Source organism: Mesorhizobium sp. 131-3-5 (genome assembly GCF_016756575.1).
GTDB lineage: Bacteria > Pseudomonadota > Alphaproteobacteria > Rhizobiales > Rhizobiaceae > Mesorhizobium > Mesorhizobium jarvisii.
Genome location: NZ_AP023254.1, coordinates 1,143,982 through 1,164,556, shown reverse-complemented (window position 1 = coordinate 1,164,556; position 20,575 = coordinate 1,143,982). Strand labels below are relative to the sequence as shown.

The following is a 20,575-nucleotide window of genomic DNA, read 5'->3' as shown; positions in this document are numbered from 1 at the left end:
GGATCATGCTCAAGAGCGCGCCGCGATGGCAGCGGCAGCGCCAGCCATCGTCGTGGCGCTGACGCGGTTGGCGATCTTCATGGCGCGCTTGCTTCTGAGGAGCTTGCGCGCCTGCGAGGCGGCAAGCACCCAGGCGAGATCGATGGCGATCAGTACCACCGCCATGGTCACCGTCAGCTCGACCCAGCCGACGATGCTGACCGAAGCGAGGTCGATGATGGTCGGCAGCAGCGCCAGGTAGAACATCATGATCTTGGGGTTGCCGAGCGTCACGGCCATGCCGGCGAAGAACAGCTTCACGGCTGAATCCTCGCGCGGCATCTCGCCTTCTTTCGCGTCGACGGGCGCCGTCCACATCTTCCAGGCAAGGTAAGCGAGATAGGCGACGCCTGCCCATTTCACGACAACAAAGGCAAAGTGAAAGGTCTGCGCCACGACGGCAAGTCCGAACACCGCCAGCGACAGCCAGATGCCCTCGCCGATCCACATGGCGAGAAGGAACGGGAACACGTCGCGAAAGCCCTTCGCGATGACGCGTGCGACCAGTGCCGCGATCGACGGACCGGGCGAGCCGGCGGCAACGAACAAGGCGGCGGCGAAGATCAGGAGCGAGGTGAGATGCATGGCACTGCCTTCCAAGCGGTTGAAGGGCGGACGATATCCGATCGACATCGCCGCTTGCAACGTTGGTGGCTTGCAGTCAGGTTGATCTTGCCGAGCCGGCGGGAGGAGGAGTTCTCGTGGCTGTGCAAAGTTGGCGCGCTGTCCTTCGACGGTTCTCCATGCCGGCTGTCCTGGTAGCCGTCATGACGCTGACCGGAGCGCCGCAGGCTGTAGCATCGTCAAGGAAGCCGCCGAAATATGATCACGTCGTTGTCGTGATCATGGAAAACCACACCTTTGAGCAGATTTCTCTGGCGGGGCGAGGTGCTCCCTATTTGAACAGGCTGGTAAAAGGCGGCGCTCTGTTCGATCGATCCTACGGGGTTGCTCACCCCAGCCAACCCAATTACTTCGCCCTGTTCAGCGGCTTGACACAAGGCGTCCATGACGATGGCATGCATAGCTTTGCAGCACCGAACCTGGCCGCTCGTCTTCGAGCTCACGGCAAGACGTTCACGGGCTACGTCGAAGCCAAATCGCCGCGAAAACACAATCCTTGGGAATCGTTTGCGGATTCAAAGGGATTTGAGAAGCCTTTGGCCCAGTTCCCTCGCGACTATGCGAAGCTACCATCCGTTAGCTTCGTAATCCCCAATCTCGAAAATGACATGCATGATGGCACAATAGAGACGGCGGATGCCTGGTTGAGAACTTACCTTGGAGGCTACGCGGCTTGGTCGAAGAAAAACAACAGCCTTTTTATCATAACATTCGATGAAGACGACTACCATACAGAGAATCATATATTTACTTTATTCTACGGATTTCGAGTTGAACCAGGGAGATACTCCGAAAAGATCGATCACTATTCCGTCTTGCGAACCATTGAAGACATAGAAAGCGTACCTCCCCTGGGCACCAGCGGCATCAGATCGGTGATCGCCAGTGCATGGAACCGACGGTAGTTTCCCGCCGGACGTCTCCGAATGCCCCGAATAAAGTCGGAAGCCATCATTCGTTGGCCTGCCTTGCCGTCCTCGTTGGCTACGGCTAGAAGACCTGCCACGAAACAATTTTGAGCTTCACTTTGCCTCAGTAACCGCCGGTCTCGTCAACTCCCCCAACACACTCGCATGGCGCCGCATCCGCGGTGCCTGTCTTATATTCATGTGTTCTTCTGGGCGGCGGTTCGAGACCGGTTTGGCACTGCTGAACCGCTGTCGCGCGCTTTCCGCCGGCGACACCTGACCATCCCCACAGCCTACCGCCACGCCGCGCCCGCATGGGCATCTCGATCGTGCCGACCTGATGAACTTCCCGACGGGAAGGGCTTACCGGCATGTCCGGCACTTTACGCATCCACTGGGCGATCGCGCCCCAAATCGCACCTCAACCGCTGATCAACTGCAATCGCTGCGGCGGCATGAAGGCCTATCGCTGCAGCGGAAAATTCCGCGTCAACGCCAACGGCAAGCGCATCGACGTGTGGCTGATCTACCGCTGCGTCGACTGCAATAATTCCTGGAATTTCGGCATTTTCGAACGCTGCAACCGCCGCGACATCGAACCGGCCCTGCTGCAGGCGTTCGAAAGCAACGACCCGGGACTGGCGCGGCGCCATGCCTTCGACATGGTCGCCTTGCGCAACCAGGTCGGGCGCGTCGAGGAGTTTCCCGATGTCGCCGTGCATAAGCGGTTGCTAGGCGGCGCCAGGGACCGCGCGGCGGCGCTGGAACTCCGCCTTGGGCTGGAAATGCCGACATCGCTGCGGCTTGATCGTCTGCTCGCCGGCGAACTTGGCATCTCGCGCTCGCGGCTTCAGGCGCTGGAGGAACGACGCCTGCTGATCGTCGATCCGGACGGCGACAAAGCCCTACGCAAGCCGGCCCGCCAGGGGATGACGATCCGGATCGACCTGGCCGGCGAGCCGGACCACGAAGCGATCATCTCCGCAGCCGGCGGGTAAAACGAGAAAGGGGCGGAGCACCTGGTGCCCCGCCCCTCTCGGAAATCGTCGGAAGAAGAAATTACGCCGCGCCGACCGCCTTGGACGACTTCTCGAAACGCTTGCGCTCGTTCGGGTCGAGATAGAGTTTGCGCAGCCGGATGGTCTTCGGCGTCACTTCGACCAGTTCGTCGTCCTGGATCCAGGCCAGCGCGCGTTCCAGCGTCATGCGGATCGGTGGGGTGAGCTTGACCGCCTCGTCCTTGCCGGCGGCGCGGATGTTGGTCAGCTTCTTGCCCTTCAGCACGTTCACTTCGAGGTCGTTGTCGCGGGAGTGGATGCCGATGATCATGCCCTGATAGACCTTGACGCCCGGATCGATGACCATCGGGCCGCGGTCTTCCAGGTTCCACATGGCGTAGGCGACCGATTCGCCCTGCTCGTTGGAGATCAGCACGCCGTTGGTGCGGCCGGGCAGTTCGCCCTTGTAGGGCTCGTAGGCATGGAACAGCCGGTTCATCACGGCGGTGCCGCGCGTGTCGGTCAGAAGCTCCGACTGGTAGCCGATCAGGCCGCGCGTCGGCGCGTGGAAGACGATGCGCTGGCGGTTGCCGCCGGAAGGGCGCAGTTCGACCATCTCGGCCTTGCGCTCCGACATCTTCTGCACGACCACGCCGGCATGTTCCTCGTCGACATCGATGACGACTTCCTCGACCGGTTCCAGCAATTCGCCGTTCTCACCCTTCTGCATGACGACGCGCGGCCGCGACACGGCGATTTCAAAGCCTTCGCGGCGCATCGTCTCGATCAGCACGGCGAGCTGCAATTCGCCTCGGCCGGAGACGAAGAACGAATCCTTGTCGGGCGATTCCTCGATCTTCAGCGCGACATTGCCTTCGGCCTCGCGCAGCAGGCGGTCGCGGATGACGCGGCTGGTCACCTTGTCGCCTTCGGTACCGGCGAGCGGGCTGTCATTGACCAGGAAGGACATGGTCACGGTCGGCGGATCGATCGGCTGCGCATGCAGCGCCTCGGTAACCGCTAGGTCGCAGAACGTGTCGGCGACGGTACCCTTGGACAGGCCGGCGATGGCGACGATATCGCCCGCCTGGGCTTCCTCGATCGGCTGGCGCTCGAGGCCGCGGAAAGCCAGGATCTTCGAGATGCGGCCGGTTTCGATCTGGGTGCCGTCATGGTGCAGCACCTTGACCGCCTGGTTGGCCTTCAGCGTGCCGGATTCGATACGGCCGGTAATGATGCGGCCGAGGAAGGGGTTGGCTTCCAGGATGGTGCCGATCATCCGGAACGGACCGGGATGGACGGTCGGTGCCGGCACATGCTTGATGATGAGATCGAACAGCGGCCCAAGCTGCTGGTCCTTCGGGCCTTCCGGATTTTCCGAAACCCAGCCATCGCGGCCAGAACCGTAGAGAATCGGGAAGTCGAGCTGCTCGTCGGTGGCGTCGAGCGCGGCGAACAGGTCGAACACCTCGTTGACCACCTCGACATGGCGGGCGTCCGGGCGGTCGATCTTGTTGATGACGACGATCGGCTTCAGGCCGACCTTGAGCGCCTTGCCGACGACGAACTTGGTCTGCGGCATCGGGCCCTCGGCGGCGTCGACCAGCACGATGGCCGAATCCACCATCGACAGGATGCGCTCGACCTCGCCGCCGAAATCGGCGTGGCCGGGTGTGTCGACGATGTTGATGCGGGTGTCCTTCCAGTCGACCGAGGTCGCCTTGGCCAGGATGGTGATGCCGCGCTCCTTTTCCAGGTCGTTGGAATCCATGGCGCGCTCGGCGACGCGCTGATTGTCGCGGAAGGAGCCGGACTGCTTCAAAAGCTGGTCGACAAGGGTGGTCTTTCCATGGTCGACGTGCGCGATGATCGCGATATTACGGAGTTTCATGTTCTGGGTCTCGGAAGCGTTGCAGGCAGCAGGCCAAAGGCGCTGCCTCTTTCGGTTGCGCGGCTCATACAGGGTTTTTCGCAGTTGCGAAAGGGGAAGCGCGACACCAAATACTCATCAAATCTTAAGCATCTGCGTGTGAGATGATTTTGTTAACCAAGGCGGGAACCTTTCAGGGCCCGGGCAGTTCGACCGTCATGACCGATAAACTCAACAGATTTTGGCCGCTCATCGCTTCGGTGGCCTTTGCCTTGCTGCTGGCGGCCAACGCCGCGCAGTCGGCTGCCGCGACCCAGAAAGGCGCGCGCGCCGTTGCGCAGTCAGACACCCAGACCGCCGAACAGGCCTTTGCCGATGCGCCTGATGGCGTTGACCCGATGGTGACGGGACCGGTCAGCACCGCCTTCAAACAGAGGCAAGTCAGCGCCAACTGCGACAGCGCGGTGTGGCCGAACATTCCGATGGTCTGCTACCCGGATTGACCGCCCATAATTGCCGTCCCTGACAGCGGCAACCATTGACACGCCCTGGAACAGTCATGGCGATGTGACGGCCGTCAGATCGCCTTGATTGAATTTAGCCTTATCCCGCCTTAGGCGGCTTGCGGTTCCGGGTCGAACGCCGGCCGGCTGGTGTTGATCAGCAGCGCGATACAGGCCGCCGCGATGGCCGTCATGCCGGCGATGAGGAAAGCGAGCTCGTAATTGCCCTGCAGCTCGCGCATCGTGCCGCCGAAGGCGGCCGCAGTGGCCGCACCCACCTGATGGCCGGCGACGATCCAGCCGAACACGATCGGGCCGCTGCGGTCGCCGAACGCTTCATTGGCAAGCCGCAGTGTCGGCGGCACGGTGGCGATCCAGTCGAGGCCGTAGAGCACGGCGAAGATGATCAGGCTGGTCGCCGAGAAGCCGGAATAGGGCAGATAGATCAGCGACAGACCGCGGATGGCATAGTAGACGCCGAGCAGCTTGCGCGGGTCGAAACGGTCGGTGAGCCAGCCCGACAGCGTTGTGCCGATCAGGTCGAAAATGCCCATCATCGACAAAAGGCCGGCGGCCTGCACCTCGCCGATGCCCATGTCACCGCAGAAGGCGATGAGATGCGTGCCGACCAGCCCGTTGGTGGTGAAGCCGCAGACGAAGAAGGTGGCGAACAGGTACCAGAACACCCGCGTGCCGGCGGCGCGGCGCAGCGTATTGAGCGTATGCGCCAGGAAATTGCCTTGCGATGCCGCTGGCACCGGCGGCACGTCGTCGGCCTCGGCGCCATAGCGCACCATGCCGATCGAAGCCGGACGCTCCGGCACCAGCAGCCAGACCAGCGGCAGCAGGAAGGCCGTGGCGACCGCGACGGCGATGGCGACCGGCCTCCAGCCGCCCGATTGCGCCAGCGAGGCGAGCAGCGGCAGGAACACCAGCAGGCCGGTGGCGCTGGAGGCCGACATCAACCCCATGACCAGGCCGCGATTGGTCTTGAACCACCGGTTGACGATGGTGGCGCCAAGCACGCTGGCAACAGCACCGGAGCCGATGCCCGAGAAGACGCCCCAAGTGATGAAGAGATGCCAGGGCTTGGTCATCAGCAGGCTGAGAGCGGTCGAGCCCGACATCACCAGCAGCGATGCGATCAGCGTGCGCCGCAGCCCGATCCGCTCCATCAACGCGGCGGCGAACGGGCCGGTCAGACCATAGAGCAGGATGCCGACGCCTGCGGCCAGCGAGATGACATCGCGCCGCCAGCCGAAGCTGTTTTCCAGCGGCAGCATCATGACGGCGGGCGCCGAGCGCAACCCGGCGGCGATCAGCAGGCAAAGGAAGATGACACCGACCACCACGAAGGCGTAGCGCTGGCCAAACGGACGGGATTGAGCTATCATGTTACTGACCGGTACGTTGCAAGATGGGAGCACGTATACGTACCGATCGGTAACATTGTCAATCGAGTTCCATGATGCCAACTGACAAAAATATTGAACTGTCCATCAGCGACGATCATGCATCGGCGCCGCCGAAGGCGGCCAAGAAGATCCTCGACGTGGCGTATGACCTTTTCTACCGGCGCGGCATCAGGGCAATCGGCGTCGATGAGATCGTCAAACGCGCCGGCGTCACCAAACCCAGCCTCTACCGAAGTTTCCCGTCGAAGGACGAGCTGGCGGCGTCCTATCTGCGTCAGTATGACCACGAATACTGGGAGCGTTTCGACGAGGCGGTCGACGCTCATCCCGGCGACCCGCGCGCGCAGATCGGCGCCTTCCTGACCCGCGTCGGCAAGCGCACGCAAAAGCCCGACTACCGCGGTTGCGGCATGACCAACGCGGCCGTGGAATATCCCGAGCGCGGCCATCCGGCGCGTGTCGTTAGCGAGGCCAACAAGCAGGAGCTGCGCCGCCGCTTGCGCGCCATGGCCGCCGCTATGGGCGCGCAGGACCCCAACACTCTGGGTGATGGGCTGCTGCTTTTGATCGAAGGCGCCTATATCAGCGGCCAGCTGTTTGGTCTCGGCGGCCCCGCTCAGTCGGTGGCGACGAACGCCGATCTGCTGATAGAAGCGAGCTTGAAGAAATAGCGTTTGGCGATACGTTGCTCCGGCCTAACTGGAGATTGTCGTCATGCGTGCCATTCTGATCCCGCTTGCGCTTGCCGGCCTGTGTCAGGAGGCTCGTGCCGGTGACATATCCAGCGCCTATACCGACCTCGATTCGAAGAAGGATTGCGTGACCTATGCGCAGGCCGCAGAAGGCGATGGCGACTGGGCCGATCTCGCCTGTTCGGGCTATCGCGGCTATCCCGTGCTCATCGCCTATGACGACGCCCGTGAATCGCTGTTCTACGGTTTTCCGCCCGGCGGCGACATGACGTCCGTCTGGGAGAGTTTTTCAGGCTTCAATTCGTCCGCGGCCAAGGTTGAATGGCGCATCGAAACCAATGGCGACAAGGCCGTGCCCTTCGCGGTCATCCACCGCCGCACGATCAGCAATGCCGAGGATCAGAACAAATCGACAGACGTGCTGCTTGTCGCCAAGGTCGGCCAGATGGATGCGCGGGAAAGCTGCACGGTCGGCCTTGTGCTGGCCACCGGCAATCCGCAAGCCAACGACCAGGCGCGAAAACTCGCCGATGAGAAGGCGCGAACCTTCGCCTGCGGCAAGGACCGGCACACCGTCATCGGCAATGTGCCGGCTTTCGGCCGGGTGGATAACTGACCGTTCGGACTCGGACTATTTGATCTTCTTCGCCCGTTCGATAGCATCGACGATCATCTTCTTGGCATATTTGGAATCGTGCCAGCCTTCGATCTTGACCCATTTGCCGGGCTCGAGATCCTTGTAGTGCTCGAAGAAGTGCTGCACCTGCTGCAGGGTGATGTCGGGCAGCTGCGTATACTCGGTAACGTTCTCGTAGCGCAGCGTCAGTTTGGGTGACGGCACGGCAATGACCTTCTCGTCCTGGCCGGCATTGTCTTCCATGATCAAGACGCCGATTGGCCGCACATTGATGACGCAGCCCGGCACCAGCGCGCGCGTGTTGCAGACCAGCACGTCGATCGGATCGCCGTCGCCCGACAGCGTGTGCGGCACGAAGCCGTAATTGCCGGGATACCGCATCGAGGTGTGCAGGAAGCGGTCGACGAACAGCGTGCCGGCCTCCTTGTCCATCTCATACTTGATCGGTTCGCCGCCGATCGGCACTTCGATGATGACGTTGACGTCTTCGGGCGGATTCTTTCCGGTGGCTATGGCTTCAATGCGCATGGATTTGTCCCTCTCTCGGTTGGGAGGAGATAGCGGGCGGCGCACAAGGGCGCAATGCGGCGAATGGTGCTGGTGAACGTCAGGCGGGACGCGATGGCGTCACATGCGTTCAATCATCGCCACAAGATGTTTCAGCGTCGTGATTTCACGGGGATACGCACCACGTACGGCCTTGCTTTGCGCGATCGGCGGTCATTCCCAGACGAAGGCAACCTTCTTCAGCGCTTTCTGCTCGAAGATCTCGACGCCCTCGGCGACATCGCGGCCGCCGGCGCCGGCATAGAAAGCCAGCGCGTTCTGGTTGTCTTCCAGCGCCCACACCACCAAGCCCTTCAGGCCATGGTCGGCAAGACGCGCCCTCGCCGCCGAAAACAGCCGCCGGCCAAGACCGATGCCCTGATATTCCGGGCGCAGGTACAATTCGTAGATCTCGCCCTGCTGCTTGAGTTCCCGGGCGCGGTTTTTGCCGATCGTCGCATAGCCGGCGATGGTGCCGCCGATTTCGACGACCAGAACGGTGGCGGCGCGGCGAATCGCATTGGCCCACCAGTCGGCGCCGCGGCGGTTGATCATCGACGTCAGCGTGCGGTGTGGAATGATGCCGGAATAGGCGCCGCGCCATGCTTCCAGATGCACTTCGGCAATGGCGCCTGCATCGCGCGGGTCGGCTTTCCGGATGTCGATCGTCAGCGTATTCATGATTTGTTAACCATAAACCCGCATCGGCCGATTGCAAGAGTCCGGGTGGCCCGCCGGCTGCTTTCTCACAGCCGATCCTGACATTGCTGACATTGCGCAAAGCCCGTCAGCAAGCAGGCCGGATCGGTAAAGTGGTGTCTACCAGCAGGCTCTCAGATTTCGACCAGATGGTCGTCCAGCTCGTTGGTATCGCCAGACGTGACCGGGAAATGCTCGGCCAGCACCGACCCCACCTGCTCGATAGCCTTGACGAAGCCGTCGGCAAGCCGGTCGTCGCCGGCATGCGCCGTCAGGTCACGCACCACGCCGTCCCAGACATGCTGGCCGACCTTGGCGTCGATGCCCGAATCGGCGACCACCTCGGCATAGCGCTCGGCGATCGAGACGAAGACCAGCACGCCGGTGCGCGCCGTGGTGCGGTGGACGTTGCGGGCGAGGAACTGCTTGATCGCATTGGCGTGCGCCGCCTGATAGCGCAGTCGCCTTGGCACCATATGGATGCGCAGCCCGGGAACAGCCCACAACAGGGCAAACACGCAGGCCAGCGCCAGCAATTGCGCGACGACGAAATGCGGCAGACGGATGGTGAGCCACCATGCCTCCAGCCCATAGGCGACGGCGAGGCTGACGATCAGCATGCCGAGCGTCGCCATCATGGCGGCCGGAGCGAAATAGCCGTCGCTGGCATGCGCGACGACGCAGTAGATCTCGCCGTCGGTTTTGGTTTCCGCGGCGCGGATCGCATCGGCGATGCGCTCGTGATCCTGCGGGCTGATCGGTCGTGTTGCCATTGTCTCACCAGCTTCCTGAAGAACCGCCACCACCGGACGAGCCGCCGCCCCCCGAGAACCCGCCGCCGCTGCTGCTCGATCCCGACGACCAGCTGCTGCCGGAACTCCCCGACGACCAGCCGCCACCCGACGAACCCGTCGTCCAGCCGCTGCGGCCCGAGGATCCGCTCGGCCCCCTGCCGTAACGAAACGTCATGCCCAGCCATCTATACACGCCCGGCGACAGCTTGGTGCCGAACATCGGCGGCAGGAACGCCATCGCCAGGCCGCCGAAGAACATCGTCGCCCACAGGATCAGGAACACCGCGACGATCGGATCGATGGGGGTGCTTCTGTCGGCCGGATTGCGCTTGCCGCGCGCTTCCAGTTCCTCGGGATGACCTTCCAGCACCATGACCATGTCGTCGACGGCCTTGGAGATGCCGCCTGGGAAATCGCCGGCGCGGAACGCCGGCACCATGTCGTTCTCGATGATCAGCTTGGTGTGCAGGTCGGTCAGCGTGCCTTCCAGCCCATAGCCGACCTCGATGCGCATCTTGTGGTCGTTCTTGGCGACCAGCAGAAGCACGCCGTTGTTCTCGCCGGCCTGGCCGAGTTTCCAGAAGCGGAACAGCCGGTTGGCATAGGGCTCGATCTCCTCGCCGTCGAGGCTGGGAATCGTCGCCACGACGATCTGGTCGGAGCCCTTGGTCTCGAAGTCGGCGAGTTTTTGTGTCAGCGCCGCCTTGGTGTCGGCATCGATGATACCGGCATTGTCGACGACGCGGCCGGTGAGCGCTGGCAATTCGGCGGCAAAACCCGCGAAACAGGACAACAGCAGCGCCAGAACACCCAGGACAACGTGGATCGTCGGGTTGAAATAGCCGGGCCTCGGCAGGCGGCGTGTCGTCATGCCGTCACCAGCTTCCCGAGGAGCCGCCGCCGCCGGACGAACCGCCGCCGCCGGAAAAGCCACCGCCGCCCGAAGACCAGCCGCCGCCGGAACTGCCGGAGGACCAGCCGCCGCTTGAGGAGCGCCGGCCGGGCTCGAACGTCATGCCGAGCCAGCGATAGCGGCCGGGTCCAAGCTTCTTGCCGAAGATCGGCGGCAGGATGGAGGCGGCGATGCTGCCGAAGAAGATGATCGCCCAGATGCTGATGAAAATGGCGAAGAACAGGTCGTCGGAATTGAACGGCGCCTGCTGGTTGCGCTTGCCGCGCGCTTCCAACTCCTCCGGATTGCCTTCCAGCACCATGACCATGTCGTCGACGGCCTTGGAGATGCCGCCTGGGAAATCGCCGGCGCGGAACGCCGGCACCATGTCGTTCTCGATGATCAGCTTGGTGTGCAGGTCGGTCAGCGTGCCTTCCAGCCCATAGCCGACCTCGATGCGCATCTTGTGGTCGTTCTTGGCGACCAGCAGAAGCACGCCGTTGTTCTCGCCGGCCTGGCCGAGTTTCCAGAAGCGGAACAGCCGGTTGGCATAGGGCTCGATCTCCTCGCCGTCGAGGCTGGGAATCGTCGCCACGACGATCTGGTCGGAGCCCTTGGTCTCGAAGTCGGCGAGTTTTTGTGTCAGCGCCGCCTTGGTGCCGGCATCGATGATGCCGGCATTGTCGACGACGCGGCCGGTAAGCGCCGGGAGATCGGCGGCGAGGGCAGTTAGGGGGAGGAAGAAGACAAGGAGGAAAAGCGGGCCAAGAAAATTGAGGGCGGCGTTCCTTCGCACCCCCCTCTGGCCTGCCGGCCATCTCCCCCGCAAGCGGGGAGATTGGCAGCTTTGCCGTCGGCCCAAACCTTCAAACGCCGAAAATTGGCGAAAGCCGAAACGACAGCTGATCTCCCCCCTTGCGGGGGAGATGTCCGGCAGGACAGAGGGGGGTGTGACGGAACTCAAGGTCAACAAGGACCAGACCCGCTAATTGATCGTTCACCCGCCCTGCTTCGTGCCGAAATCGACCTTCGGCGGCTGCATCTTGTCTTCGTCGACGGTGAAGTTGGCGAAGGGCTCGTTGCCGCGGAACCAGAAGGTAGCCCACAGCACCGACGGGAAGGTCTTGAGCGTTAGATTGTAGTCCCTGACCGCCTGGATGTAGTCGCGCCGCGACACCGCGATGCGGTTCTCGGTGCCCTCGAGCTGCGCCTGCAGCGCCAGAAAATTCTGGTTGGCCTTAAGGTCGGGATAGGCCTCCGACACCGCGATCAGCCGCGACAGCGCGCTGGTCAGCCCGGCCTGGGCATCCTGGAACTTCTTGAGGGCTTCGGGATCCTTCAGCGTTTCCGGCGTCACCGTGATCTGCGTCGCCTTGGCGCGCGCCTCGACCACCGCGTCCAGCGTGTCCTTTTCATGCGAGGCATAGCCTTTGACCGTCTCGACCAGATTGGGGATGAGGTCGGCGCGGCGCTGATACTGGTTCAGCACCTCGCTCCAGGCCGCCTTGGCGTTTTCCTCCGCCGTCGGGATCGTGTTGTAGCCGCAGCCGGCAAGCAGCGGCAGGACGATTGCCATCATCAGGAAGGCGGGCAGCGTGCGGAATGGCGATGGGCGAGCAAGGCGCTGGGCAAGCATGATGGGGTCCCTCGATAGAAGTTGCATGCGAAGCATTACCACAATCGGCGCGCAAGAAAACGGCCTCGGCCTCTGGACCAGCGACGGCATCCATCGCCTTGCCGCAAGGCCCTGTGATTGGCCGCGCGAACGCGATAAGGTCCGGTCAAAACGGGACATCATCATGGCGCAACGCCACGACAGCGACAGGGAATCGCGCCGCATCCTCGACCGCGTCGCGCAGGAGACCGATCCGGCGGGCGCCTCCTTCGTGGCGCGGACGACGAAAGGCGTGCGCGACCATGTCGCCGCCGCCGACGCCGACCGCACCGACCCGATCGAGGTCTGGGGCACGCGCATTGGCAGGATACTCGGCCTGCTTCTGGCGCTGGGCCTGATGGTCTGGCTCGTGCTTTTCCTCACCCGGGGCAGCTAGGAATCAAAAGACAATGAGCGCCGAAAAACCCGACGCGCCGCGTGCGGTCATCGTCATTTCCAGCCATGTCGCCCGTGGTTCGGTCGGCAACCGCGCTGCCGTCTTTGCGCTCGAAACACTTGGCTTTCCAGTCTGGGCGGTTCCGACGATCATCCTGCCCTGGCATCCCGGTCATGGGCGCGCGACGCGCATCGTGCCGCCGCTCGACCAGTTCAAGGCGCTGATGGCCGACCTCGAGCGCGCGCCATGGCTGGGCGAGGTCGGCGCGGTGCTGTCGGGCTATCTCGGCGAGGCCGGCCAGGCCGAGGCCGTCGCCTCACTGGTCGCCGCGGTGAAGGCCAGGACGCCTGATGCCGTCTATATCTGCGATCCGGTGATGGGCGATTCCGGCGGGCTCTACGTGCCTGAGCCCACCGCCGCCGCCATGCGAGACCGGCTGATGCCGATCGCCGACATCGCCACGCCCAACCGCTATGAGTTGGAATGGATGGCCGGCGCGCCGCTGCCAGACCTCAAATCGGTGATCGCGGCAGCACTCCACGCCGGGCCGTCAACAATGCTGATCACCTCGGCACAATCGATGATGATTGGCGGCACCGGCAATCTGCTTCTCGACGGCACCCAGGCGCTGCTGGCCGAACATCGCCTGATCGACAAGCCGCCGAACGGCCTGGGCGATCTGACGGCGGCCGTCTACCTCGCCCGCATCCTTTCCGGCCAACCACCGATCAAGGCGCTGCAATCGACCACCGCGGCGGTCTACGAGATCCTGGCGCGCACGGCAAAACGCGGCGGCGACGAGCTGCAGCTCGAAACCGATGCGCAGAGCCTGTCGCACCCGATGGCCATGGTGCAGCTGCGCCATGTCACGCATCCGGGGCGGGATCGCCGGGCGTGACTTCGGCCGGGGCCGTACTCGTCGGCGCCGACGGTTGCAAGGCCGGCTGGATCGCCGTGCGGCGCCAACTCGGTTCGATACGTCGTAACCCCGGTTCGACACCTCGTAACCCCGGTTCGACACCTCGTAACCCCGGTTCGACACCTCGTAACCCTGGTTCAGCGCCATCGGTTGAAATCTTCGCCAGTTTCGCGGCGCTGCTCGCGGCAACTCCCGACAATGCGGTTGTCGCCGTCGACATGCCGATCGGCCTGCCCGAATTCTCCAGCAAAGGCGGCCGCGGACCGGAAGCGCTGGTCAGGCCGCTGCTCGGCGCGCGCCAGTCCAGCGTGTTTTCGATCCCGTCCCGCGCCGCGCTCTATGCCGACACCAGCGATTTCACCACAATCGAAGCCTGGTATGCCGCGCATCGCAGGGCAAGCGCGGTGGCAAGGGCCACATCCGACCCGCCGCGCGGCGTTTCGATCCAGGCCTTCGGCATCTTTTCGAAGATCCGCGAGATCGACGCCCTGCTGATCGCGCGGCCCGATCTGCGCGGCCGCGTCTTCGAATCGCATCCCGAAGTCGCTTTCTGCCGCCTGAATGGCGACCAGGCCATGCAGCTGCCCAAGAAGATCAAGGGCAGCGTCAATCCGGCCGGCATGGCGGAGCGCAAGGCGCTGCTGTGCCGGCATGGCTATGCCATGGACTTCCTCGACCAGCCGCCGCCGCGTGGCGCGGCCGCCGATGATTTCCTCGATGCGGCGGTCATGATGCTGATCGCCGGCCGCATCGCCAGCGGCAGCGCGAAGCCATTTCCCAACCCGCCACTCGCTGACGGTTTTGGCATACCGGTCGCCATCTGGGCATGACAATGTCGGCGGACGTCCCGCTTATACGCATGGCGTTTATGGCCAGACCCCACAATTCTGCATTGCTCGTGACAGGCTTTTACCGTTAGAGGCTTTCTCGACCGCAACGAGCTGCCGCCTCCAACCCCGGAAAGGCCTTAGCCGCCCATGCCTCATCTTCCCGATCACCTCCTCGCCGGCTATCGCAATTTCATGAATGGCCGCTATCTCACCGAGAGCGGCCGCTATCGCGAGCTCGCCCGCGAGGGGCAGGCCCCGGAAACGATGATCGTCGCCTGCTGCGACTCGCGCGCGGCCCCCGAAGCGATCTTCGACGCGGGGCCGGGCGAACTCTTCGTGCTGCGCAATGTCGGCAATCTGGTGCCGCCCTACGAACCGGACGGCGAGTTCCATTCGACCTCGGCGGCGCTCGAATTCGCGGTGCAGAGCCTCAAGGTCAAGAACATCGTCGTCATGGGCCATGGCCGCTGCGGCGGCATCCGCGCCGCGCTCGACCCCAATGCCGCGCCGCTGTCACCCGGCGATTTCATCGGCAAATGGATGAGCCTGATCGCGCCCGCCGCCGAAACGGTCTCTTCCAGCACCTTCATGACGGCGGCCGAGCGCCAGACAGCGCTTGAACGCATCTCGATCCGCTATTCCATCGCCAACCTCCGGACCTTTCCCTGTGTCTCGATCCTCGAGGGCAAGGGGCGGCTGTCGCTGCACGGGGCTTGGTTCGACATTTCGACCGGTGAGCTCTGGGTGATGAACAAGGAGACCGGCGATTTCGAGCGGCCGGTGCTGGAATGAACGGTAAGGCGCGCCCGGTGAGGAACGTCCGGCCGGTCGTCTTCACCGCCGCCGCCCTGCTGATAGCGATCGTTGCCGCGCGCGCCGATGACGGCGCCATCATCAGCCGCTGGTATTCGGCGCTGCTGGTCGCCGACCGCACCGAACTCGCCGACCTGCTTGCCGACGACGTCCGCATCAAGCTCGAAGACCTCGGCGTCGTCCAGAGCAAGCAGGAATTCATCGCCGCGCTCGACGAATGGAAAGGCGCGGTTGCCGGTGCCGCGATCCGCCACCGCATCGAGAAGAGCGAGGACGGCATCACCACGGTGATCGCCTGCTACGACTTCCCCGACAATGACATGCTGATGCAGGAAACCTTCGCGGTGACCGACAACCGCATCACCGCCAGCTCGCAGGCGGCCATCGCCGAAAACTGCGAAGCCTATTGAGGCGGGTCGGCCAACTGCCATATTGCGGGCACGCGGACCGCGTCCTACATCGGTGACACCCTCCTCCTTGACGCCAGCGAAGGACCCTTCATGCCCTCCACGAAAACCGTCGACCTCGCCGCCCATCCGCTGACCGCGTGGCAGGGGCCGCTCGGCCTGCCCGATTTTGCCCATATCAGTGACGGCGATTTTTCCCCGGTCTTCGACGCGGCGTTGAAGGCGCATGAGGCGGAGATCGATGCGATGGCCGGCAACAAGGACGCGCCGACCATCGAGAACACGCTTGCCGCGCTGGAACTTGGCGGCGAGGCACTCGATCATGTCTCGTCGATCTTCTGGTGCCGCGCCGGCGCCTACACCAACGAGACGATCCAGGCGCTGGAGCGCGACATCTCGCCGAAGATGTCCAGGCATTTTTCGGCGATCTCGATGAACGAGAAGCTGTTTGCCCGCATCGACGACCTCTACCAGCGCCGCGAGCACCTCGGCCTCGACGCCGAGACCCTGCGGGTGCTGGAGAAGACCTGGAAGGGTTTCGTCCGCTCCGGCGCCAAGCTCGATGCCGAAGGCAAGAAGCGGCTTGCCAGGATCAATGAGGAGCTGTCTTCGCTCGGTACGGCTTTCGGCCAGAACGTGCTGGCCGACGAGCGCGACTGGGCGCTGTTTCTTGACGAGGCTGACCTTGCCGGTCTGCCGGATTTCCTGAAAGGTTCGATGGCCGAGGCGGCCGAGATGCGCGGCCAGAAGGGGCGTTACGCCGTCACTTTGTCGCGCTCGATCTACGAGCCGTTCACGACCTTCTCGGAACGCCGCGACCTGCGCGAGATCGCCTTCAAAGCCTTCACCATGCGCGGCCAGAATGGCGGCGCCAGCGACAACACCGAAGTGGTGCGCGACATGCTGAAGCTGCGCGCCGAAAAGGCCAGGCTGCTCGGCTACGCCTCCTTCGCCGCGCTGAAGCTCGACGACACCATGGCCAAGACGCCGAAGGCGGTGCACGACCTGCTCGATCCGGTCTGGGAAAAGGCGCTGGAAAAGGCCGCCGCCGACCAGAAGGAACTGGAGCGCCTGGCGGCGCAAGCCGGCAGCAACGAGAAATTCGCCGCCTGGGACTGGCGCTTCTACCAGGAGAAGCTGCGCGCGGAAAAATTCGCCTTCGATGAGGCGGAGCTGAAACCCTATCTGCAGCTCGACCGGGTGATCGACGCCTGCTTCGACGTCGCGACCAAACTGTTCGGCATCACCTTCGAGGAGAAAAAGGGCATCGCCGCCTGGCACCCCGACGCACGCGTCTTCGTGGTGAAAAACGCCGATGGCAGCGAGCGCGCACTGTTCCTCGCCGATTATTTCGCGCGGCCCTCGAAGCGTTCCGGCGCCTGGATGAGCGCACTGAAGTCCGGCTATAGCCTCGGCCACGGCTCGAAGCCGGTGATCTACAACATCATGAACTTCGCCAAGCCGCCGGCAGGCGAGCCGGCCCTGCTGTCGGTCGACGAGGCGAAGACGCTGTTCCACGAATTCGGCCACGCGCTGCACGGCATGCTGACCGACGTCACCTGGCCGTCAGTTGCGGGCACTTCGGTCAGCCGCGATTTCGTCGAACTGCCTTCGCAGCTCTACGAGCATTGGCTGACGGTGCCGGCGGTGCTTGAAAAGCACGCCCTGCACGTCAAGACCGGCAAGCCGATGCCGAAGGCGCTGCTCGACAAGATGCTGGCCACACGAACCTTCGGCGCCGGCTTCGCCACGGTGGAATTCACGTCTTCCGCCTTGATGGACATGGCCTATCACGCTCGGCCCGATGCTCCGGCCGAGCCGCTTCGTTTCGAAGCCGAAACGTTGGAAAAACTCGACATGCCCGACACTATCGCGATGCGCCACCGCACCCCGCATTTCGGCCATGTCTTCTCGGGCGACGGCTATTCGGCCGGCTACTATTCCTACATGTGGTCGGAAGTGCTGGACGCCGATGCCTTCGCCGCCTTCGAGGAAACCGGCGATCCCTTCAACCCGGCACTGGCCGAAAGGCTGCGCAAGAACATCTACGCCGCCGGCGGCTCGAAGGATCCGGAAGAGCTGTACACGGCGTTTCGCGGCAAGATGCCTTCGCCGGAAGCGATGATGGTGAAGCGCGGGCTGGTGTAGCGCCGGCTTTTTCCTTCTCCCCCTATGGGAGAAGGTGGATCGGCGCGTAGCGCCGAGACGGATGAGCGACTATCTGAGGTGTCAAGTTGCATTTGCGAATTCGTTACGCGCGTCGCGTGCTTTTGCATTGAGAATGACGAGCAGCTTGCGGGCGAGCGCAATGCGGATGACCATTTTCTCCTTTCCGGCAGTCTGCAACCGTTGCTTGAAAGCTGCCAGATGCGGATCATATTTGGCAACGATGCTGGCAACGAGAAAGAGGACGCCGCGCGGCCCTGCCCGACCGCCGCGCACTGGTCTTCGACCGCTGCGCTTGCCACTGTCATTGGCGATCGGCGCCAGGCCGGCCAACTTGGCGATGGCCTTGTTGGAGAGGATGCCGATCTCCGGCAACTGCGCCATCAGCCGCGCCACGGTGCGAGAGGCAACACCCTTGAGCGAGCGGAAGGCTCGGTCGAGGCATGCCCACAGCGGATCGTCATCGATGAGCGTGGCGATCTCACCTTCGAGCCTGCGGCTCTGGCGCGCAAGCAGCGCGATCACTTCATCGAGGCTGGCGATAGTTTCGGCGTCGGCGGTGCTCTTGCGCTGCTTTTGAATGGTGAGATCTCCTCCCACCTGGGAAAGCCGCGCAACCAGCGCCTTGAGCCGCTGCTGGGCCGCGCTCGGCGGCGGCGTCGGCTTGAGCCGCTTGACGGCACCATAACGGGCAATCACGGCGGCATCGATTCTGTCGGTCTTCTCCAGGAAACCCATTGCCTCGGCGAAGTAGCGAACGCTCCTCGCGTTGGCCATGCCGCAGGGTTGGCCCATCTCCCACAAGAGCAGGAAGGCCAGCCGTTCGTAGCCGCCACTGGCCTCCATGATGACGAGTTCGACATCATGGTTCTGACACCAGGCGGCCAGATCGGCGATGCCTGCCGCATCGTTGGCGAAGCGGTTTGCCGCTCCCATCGGCTCGATATGAGCGTCGAGCCAGTCTTTCGAAATATCTATTCCACAGAGGGTCGTGTTCACGGTAACCTGCCTTGTGCGTGCGATTGGAGCCAAGCGACTATTCGGTCGTGCGTGACGAAGACGAAGATCCCAGGCTCATCCACGGTTGTAGCCGCAGGGGTGTCGGGCGACTTCGCCAAGCCTCGAATCGGATGGCCGTCCGGTTCGAGGCTCAGTCGCTTCCATCGCACAAAGTCTCCTCCGTGCAGATACAAGGGGTGTTCCAGCGGAGTGAGACGTTGGCGTTCCCTGGAACACCCCTCATCCGTCGCCTTCGGCGACACCTTCTCCCACAAAGGGAGAAGGGGGAGCCTCATCCCTCCACGGATCGGCCACCCTAGGCCACACCGGCCGCCTCAGCTTCTTGTAATCCGTCACCGCCGGATTGCTGGGATATGAACTCGGCGCCGTGACGTAGATGATCTCCGCGGCGATCGGCTCGAAGCCGGCGTAGAAATGATTGGTCGACTTGATCAGCAGCATATCCTTGGCCAGCGGATCGACGCCGATATTGGAGAAAATGTCCGGCTCGAAAGTTTGCGTGCGGTTGATGTTGAGGATGATGTCGACCTCGGTGCCTTCGATGCGCACCAGCGCGGTCGGCCCGAGCGTCACCCGGCTCGGCCCGAAACTCTGCCAGCCCTCGGCGACGGCCTTCAGCACCTTGACGCGGGCGTCGATCGGCTCACCCGCCTGCGGCCCGGCCTTGCCGCCGAAACGCAGGTCGATGACCGCGCCCTCGCCGGCCGCCAGGCAGAAGGTCACCGCGATCGGGTCCCAGATCGTCGCCACGCCGAATTTGTCGAGGCCACGCCCCAGCATCTGGCGCAGCACGAAGGTGCCGTCGCCGGGAACGCCGCCGCCGGGATTGTCCCAGATGTCGGCGATGACCACCGGCTTGCCGGGGTTCTCTGCACGCACCGCCAGCGCCCGGTCGATACCGTCGGCGGTATCGAGCATCGTCATCGCCGTCTTTTCGCGCAGTTCGTAGAGCTCGCGTCCCAGCCTCTCCGCCAGCGCGTCGCCCCTGGCCTTGTCATTGTCCGTGACGACAAGGATGCGCGTGCCCATTTCCGGCACGTCGGCGGCCATGAAGCCGTGGATGACGGAAACCGACAGCACGCCGTCCTTGCCGTGCAACGCCTTGATGCGGTCGACGAAGGAGCGCATCGGCTCGCGGCTGGTCGGCAGCACCTGGATCATCCTGCAGTCGAACGTCGAGATGACAGGCTTGATCTCACCGCGCGCGGCCGCCAGCCCAAGCTCGACAACATGTTCGCCGCGCTCGTAGAAATCGGTGTGAGGGAATTCGAGGAAATAGGCCATGATATCGGACGCCGCCACGCGCTTGGGCGTCAGGTGGCTGTGCGGATCGAATTCCGAGGCGATCACCACGTCAGGCCCGACAATCCCGCGCACACGTTCCAGCAGGTCGCCTTCGCAATCGTCATAGCCTTGCGCCACCATGGCGCCGTGCAGCCCGAGAATGACCGCGTCGACCGGCAGTGCCGCCTTCAACTGGTCGAGGATCTCTTCGCGCAGCGCCTCGAAGGTCTGCCGCTGCACCAGGCCGCCGGGCTCGGCCCAGGTCGCGGTGCCTTCGATCACGGTCAGCCCTTCCTTGGCCGCGCGCCGGCGCAAGGCGACGATCGGCGAAGAGCACAGCGTCGGCGTTTCCGGATGCTTGCCCGGTCCGGCATAGAAGGCCATCTCGAACGAGGCCCGGTCTGTCGGCACCGGCGAAAAGGTGTTGGTTTCCGTCGCCAGCGAGGCGGTGAAGATGCGCATGTAAGC

The 20,575-nt window shown here is 63.6% G+C and carries 22 protein-coding genes; 11 read left to right on the top strand and 11 right to left on the bottom strand.

What is annotated here, in order from left to right:
* Nucleotides 1-9: 9 nt before the first annotated feature.
* Nucleotides 10-624, bottom strand: coding sequence for a LysE family translocator (locus tag JG747_RS05665; protein ID WP_027047515.1), 615 nt, complete (start codon nt 622-624; stop codon nt 10-12).
* A 182-nt stretch (nt 625-806) separates the two neighbouring features.
* Here JG747_RS05665 and JG747_RS05660 point away from each other — a divergent pair, with 182 nt between their 5' ends.
* Both JG747_RS05660 and JG747_RS05655 read left to right on the top strand, forming a co-directional pair.
* A complete protein-coding gene (locus JG747_RS05660) occupies nt 807-1,568 on the top strand; it encodes an alkaline phosphatase family protein (protein ID WP_244748337.1) in 762 nt (253 codons plus the stop codon).
* A 374-nt stretch (nt 1,569-1,942) separates the two neighbouring features.
* Entirely contained in the window at nt 1,943-2,569 is a 627-nt protein-coding gene (locus JG747_RS05655) for a DUF1062 domain-containing protein (RefSeq protein ID WP_202361340.1), read from the top strand.
* 61 nt (nt 2,570-2,630) lie between these two features.
* Here the strand turns inward: JG747_RS05655 and typA are convergent, their stop codons facing one another.
* Nucleotides 2,631-4,460, bottom strand: a complete 1,830-nt coding sequence (gene typA, locus JG747_RS05650; protein ID WP_038650385.1) for a translational GTPase TypA — start codon at nt 4,458-4,460, stop codon at nt 2,631-2,633.
* Between the two features lie 197 nt (nt 4,461-4,657).
* On the opposite strand from typA, the gene JG747_RS05645 reads away from it, so the two are divergent.
* Nucleotides 4,658-4,942, top strand: a complete 285-nt coding sequence (locus JG747_RS05645; RefSeq protein ID WP_223217841.1) for a hypothetical protein — start codon at nt 4,658-4,660, stop codon at nt 4,940-4,942.
* Between the two features lie 110 nt (nt 4,943-5,052).
* On the opposite strand, the gene JG747_RS05640 is transcribed toward JG747_RS05645, so the two are convergent.
* Entirely contained in the window at nt 5,053-6,336 is a 1,284-nt protein-coding gene (locus JG747_RS05640; RefSeq protein WP_202361339.1) for an MFS transporter, read from the bottom strand.
* Nucleotides 6,337-6,410: 74 nt separating this feature from the next.
* On the opposite strand from JG747_RS05640, the gene JG747_RS05635 reads away from it, so the two are divergent.
* Together JG747_RS05635 and JG747_RS05630 are read left to right on the top strand one after the other, a co-directional pair.
* On the top strand, nt 6,411-7,028 hold the full coding sequence (locus tag JG747_RS05635; protein WP_202361338.1) for a TetR/AcrR family transcriptional regulator: 618 nt from the start codon (nt 6,411-6,413) through the stop codon (nt 7,026-7,028).
* Nucleotides 7,029-7,071: 43 nt separating this feature from the next.
* Nucleotides 7,072-7,665, top strand: coding sequence for a hypothetical protein (locus JG747_RS05630; protein ID WP_019861886.1), 594 nt, complete (start codon nt 7,072-7,074; stop codon nt 7,663-7,665).
* A 15-nt stretch (nt 7,666-7,680) separates the two neighbouring features.
* On the opposite strand, the gene ppa is transcribed toward JG747_RS05630, so the two are convergent.
* The 6 genes from ppa to JG747_RS05600 form a co-directional block, all read right to left on the bottom strand.
* Nucleotides 7,681-8,214, bottom strand: coding sequence for an inorganic diphosphatase (gene ppa / locus JG747_RS05625; RefSeq protein WP_019861887.1), 534 nt, complete (start codon nt 8,212-8,214; stop codon nt 7,681-7,683).
* Between the two features lie 192 nt (nt 8,215-8,406).
* A complete protein-coding gene (locus JG747_RS05620; RefSeq protein WP_202361337.1) occupies nt 8,407-8,913 on the bottom strand; it encodes a GNAT family N-acetyltransferase in 507 nt (168 codons plus the stop codon).
* A gap of 152 nt (nt 8,914-9,065) precedes the next feature.
* Nucleotides 9,066-9,704 (bottom strand): TPM domain-containing protein, encoded by a 639-nt coding sequence (locus tag JG747_RS05615; RefSeq protein ID WP_202361336.1) that lies wholly within the window; start codon nt 9,702-9,704, stop codon nt 9,066-9,068.
* 4 nt (nt 9,705-9,708) lie between these two features.
* On the bottom strand, nt 9,709-10,596 hold the full coding sequence (locus tag JG747_RS05610; protein WP_202361335.1) for a TPM domain-containing protein: 888 nt from the start codon (nt 10,594-10,596) through the stop codon (nt 9,709-9,711).
* 4 nt (nt 10,597-10,600) lie between these two features.
* The gene (locus JG747_RS05605; protein WP_019861891.1) at nt 10,601-11,413 is read right to left on the bottom strand and encodes a TPM domain-containing protein; all 813 of its coding nucleotides are present in this window, start codon (nt 11,411-11,413) and stop codon (nt 10,601-10,603) included.
* Between the two features lie 201 nt (nt 11,414-11,614).
* Complete coding sequence (locus JG747_RS05600) at nt 11,615-12,253, bottom strand: LemA family protein (RefSeq protein WP_019861892.1); 639 nt, start codon at nt 12,251-12,253, stop codon at nt 11,615-11,617.
* Between the two features lie 163 nt (nt 12,254-12,416).
* Here JG747_RS05600 and JG747_RS05595 point away from each other — a divergent pair, with 163 nt between their 5' ends.
* From JG747_RS05595 to JG747_RS05570, 6 genes are all read left to right on the top strand, one after another.
* Entirely contained in the window at nt 12,417-12,668 is a 252-nt protein-coding gene (locus JG747_RS05595; RefSeq protein WP_202361334.1) for a hypothetical protein, read from the top strand.
* Nucleotides 12,669-12,681: 13 nt separating this feature from the next.
* Nucleotides 12,682-13,566 (top strand): pyridoxal kinase PdxY, encoded by an 885-nt coding sequence (gene pdxY, locus JG747_RS05590; protein WP_202361333.1) that lies wholly within the window; start codon nt 12,682-12,684, stop codon nt 13,564-13,566.
* Entirely contained in the window at nt 13,563-14,417 is an 855-nt protein-coding gene (locus JG747_RS05585) for a DUF429 domain-containing protein (RefSeq protein ID WP_064981363.1), read from the top strand. Before pdxY ends, JG747_RS05585 begins: the two co-directional genes overlap by 4 nt.
* Nucleotides 14,418-14,564: 147 nt before the next feature.
* Nucleotides 14,565-15,209 (top strand): carbonic anhydrase, encoded by a 645-nt coding sequence (locus JG747_RS05580; RefSeq protein ID WP_010912207.1) that lies wholly within the window; start codon nt 14,565-14,567, stop codon nt 15,207-15,209.
* Entirely contained in the window at nt 15,206-15,640 is a 435-nt protein-coding gene (locus tag JG747_RS05575; protein ID WP_069090448.1) for a hypothetical protein, read from the top strand. Before JG747_RS05580 ends, JG747_RS05575 begins: the two co-directional genes overlap by 4 nt.
* Before the next feature lie 90 nt (nt 15,641-15,730).
* The gene (locus JG747_RS05570; RefSeq protein ID WP_202361332.1) at nt 15,731-17,785 is read left to right on the top strand and encodes a M3 family metallopeptidase; all 2,055 of its coding nucleotides are present in this window, start codon (nt 15,731-15,733) and stop codon (nt 17,783-17,785) included.
* A gap of 81 nt (nt 17,786-17,866) precedes the next feature.
* Here the strand turns inward: JG747_RS05570 and JG747_RS05565 are convergent, their stop codons facing one another.
* Together JG747_RS05565 and JG747_RS05560 are read right to left on the bottom strand one after the other, a co-directional pair.
* Entirely contained in the window at nt 17,867-18,802 is a 936-nt protein-coding gene (locus tag JG747_RS05565; RefSeq protein WP_010910050.1) for an IS110 family transposase, read from the bottom strand.
* Nucleotides 18,803-19,042: 240 nt separating this feature from the next.
* Nucleotides 19,043-20,569 (bottom strand): M81 family metallopeptidase, encoded by a 1,527-nt coding sequence (locus tag JG747_RS05560; RefSeq protein ID WP_202361331.1) that lies wholly within the window; start codon nt 20,567-20,569, stop codon nt 19,043-19,045.
* Nucleotides 20,570-20,575 lie beyond the last annotated feature (6 nt).

Coding starts and splice junctions, on each gene's coding strand:
- JG747_RS05665 (WP_027047515.1), bottom strand. CDS start 624: ATGCATCTCACCTCGCTCCTGATCTTCGCCGCCGCCTTGTTCGTTGCC.
- JG747_RS05660 (WP_244748337.1), top strand. CDS start 807: ATGACGCTGACCGGAGCGCCGCAGGCTGTAGCATCGTCAAGGAAGCCG.
- JG747_RS05655 (WP_202361340.1), top strand. CDS start 1,943: ATGTCCGGCACTTTACGCATCCACTGGGCGATCGCGCCCCAAATCGCA.
- typA (WP_038650385.1), bottom strand. CDS start 4,460: ATGAAACTCCGTAATATCGCGATCATCGCGCACGTCGACCATGGAAAG.
- JG747_RS05645 (WP_223217841.1), top strand. CDS start 4,658: ATGACCGATAAACTCAACAGATTTTGGCCGCTCATCGCTTCGGTGGCC.
- JG747_RS05640 (WP_202361339.1), bottom strand. CDS start 6,336: ATGATAGCTCAATCCCGTCCGTTTGGCCAGCGCTACGCCTTCGTGGTG.
- JG747_RS05635 (WP_202361338.1), top strand. CDS start 6,411: ATGCCAACTGACAAAAATATTGAACTGTCCATCAGCGACGATCATGCA.
- JG747_RS05630 (WP_019861886.1), top strand. CDS start 7,072: ATGCGTGCCATTCTGATCCCGCTTGCGCTTGCCGGCCTGTGTCAGGAG.
- ppa (WP_019861887.1), bottom strand. CDS start 8,214: ATGCGCATTGAAGCCATAGCCACCGGAAAGAATCCGCCCGAAGACGTC.
- JG747_RS05620 (WP_202361337.1), bottom strand. CDS start 8,913: ATGAATACGCTGACGATCGACATCCGGAAAGCCGACCCGCGCGATGCA.
- JG747_RS05615 (WP_202361336.1), bottom strand. CDS start 9,704: ATGGCAACACGACCGATCAGCCCGCAGGATCACGAGCGCATCGCCGAT.
- JG747_RS05610 (WP_202361335.1), bottom strand. CDS start 10,596: ATGACGACACGCCGCCTGCCGAGGCCCGGCTATTTCAACCCGACGATC.
- JG747_RS05600 (WP_019861892.1), bottom strand. CDS start 12,253: ATGCTTGCCCAGCGCCTTGCTCGCCCATCGCCATTCCGCACGCTGCCC.
- JG747_RS05595 (WP_202361334.1), top strand. CDS start 12,417: ATGGCGCAACGCCACGACAGCGACAGGGAATCGCGCCGCATCCTCGAC.
- pdxY (WP_202361333.1), top strand. CDS start 12,682: ATGAGCGCCGAAAAACCCGACGCGCCGCGTGCGGTCATCGTCATTTCC.
- JG747_RS05580 (WP_010912207.1), top strand. CDS start 14,565: ATGCCTCATCTTCCCGATCACCTCCTCGCCGGCTATCGCAATTTCATG.
- JG747_RS05575 (WP_069090448.1), top strand. CDS start 15,206: ATGAACGGTAAGGCGCGCCCGGTGAGGAACGTCCGGCCGGTCGTCTTC.
- JG747_RS05570 (WP_202361332.1), top strand. CDS start 15,731: ATGCCCTCCACGAAAACCGTCGACCTCGCCGCCCATCCGCTGACCGCG.
- JG747_RS05560 (WP_202361331.1), bottom strand. CDS start 20,569: ATGCGCATCTTCACCGCCTCGCTGGCGACGGAAACCAACACCTTTTCG.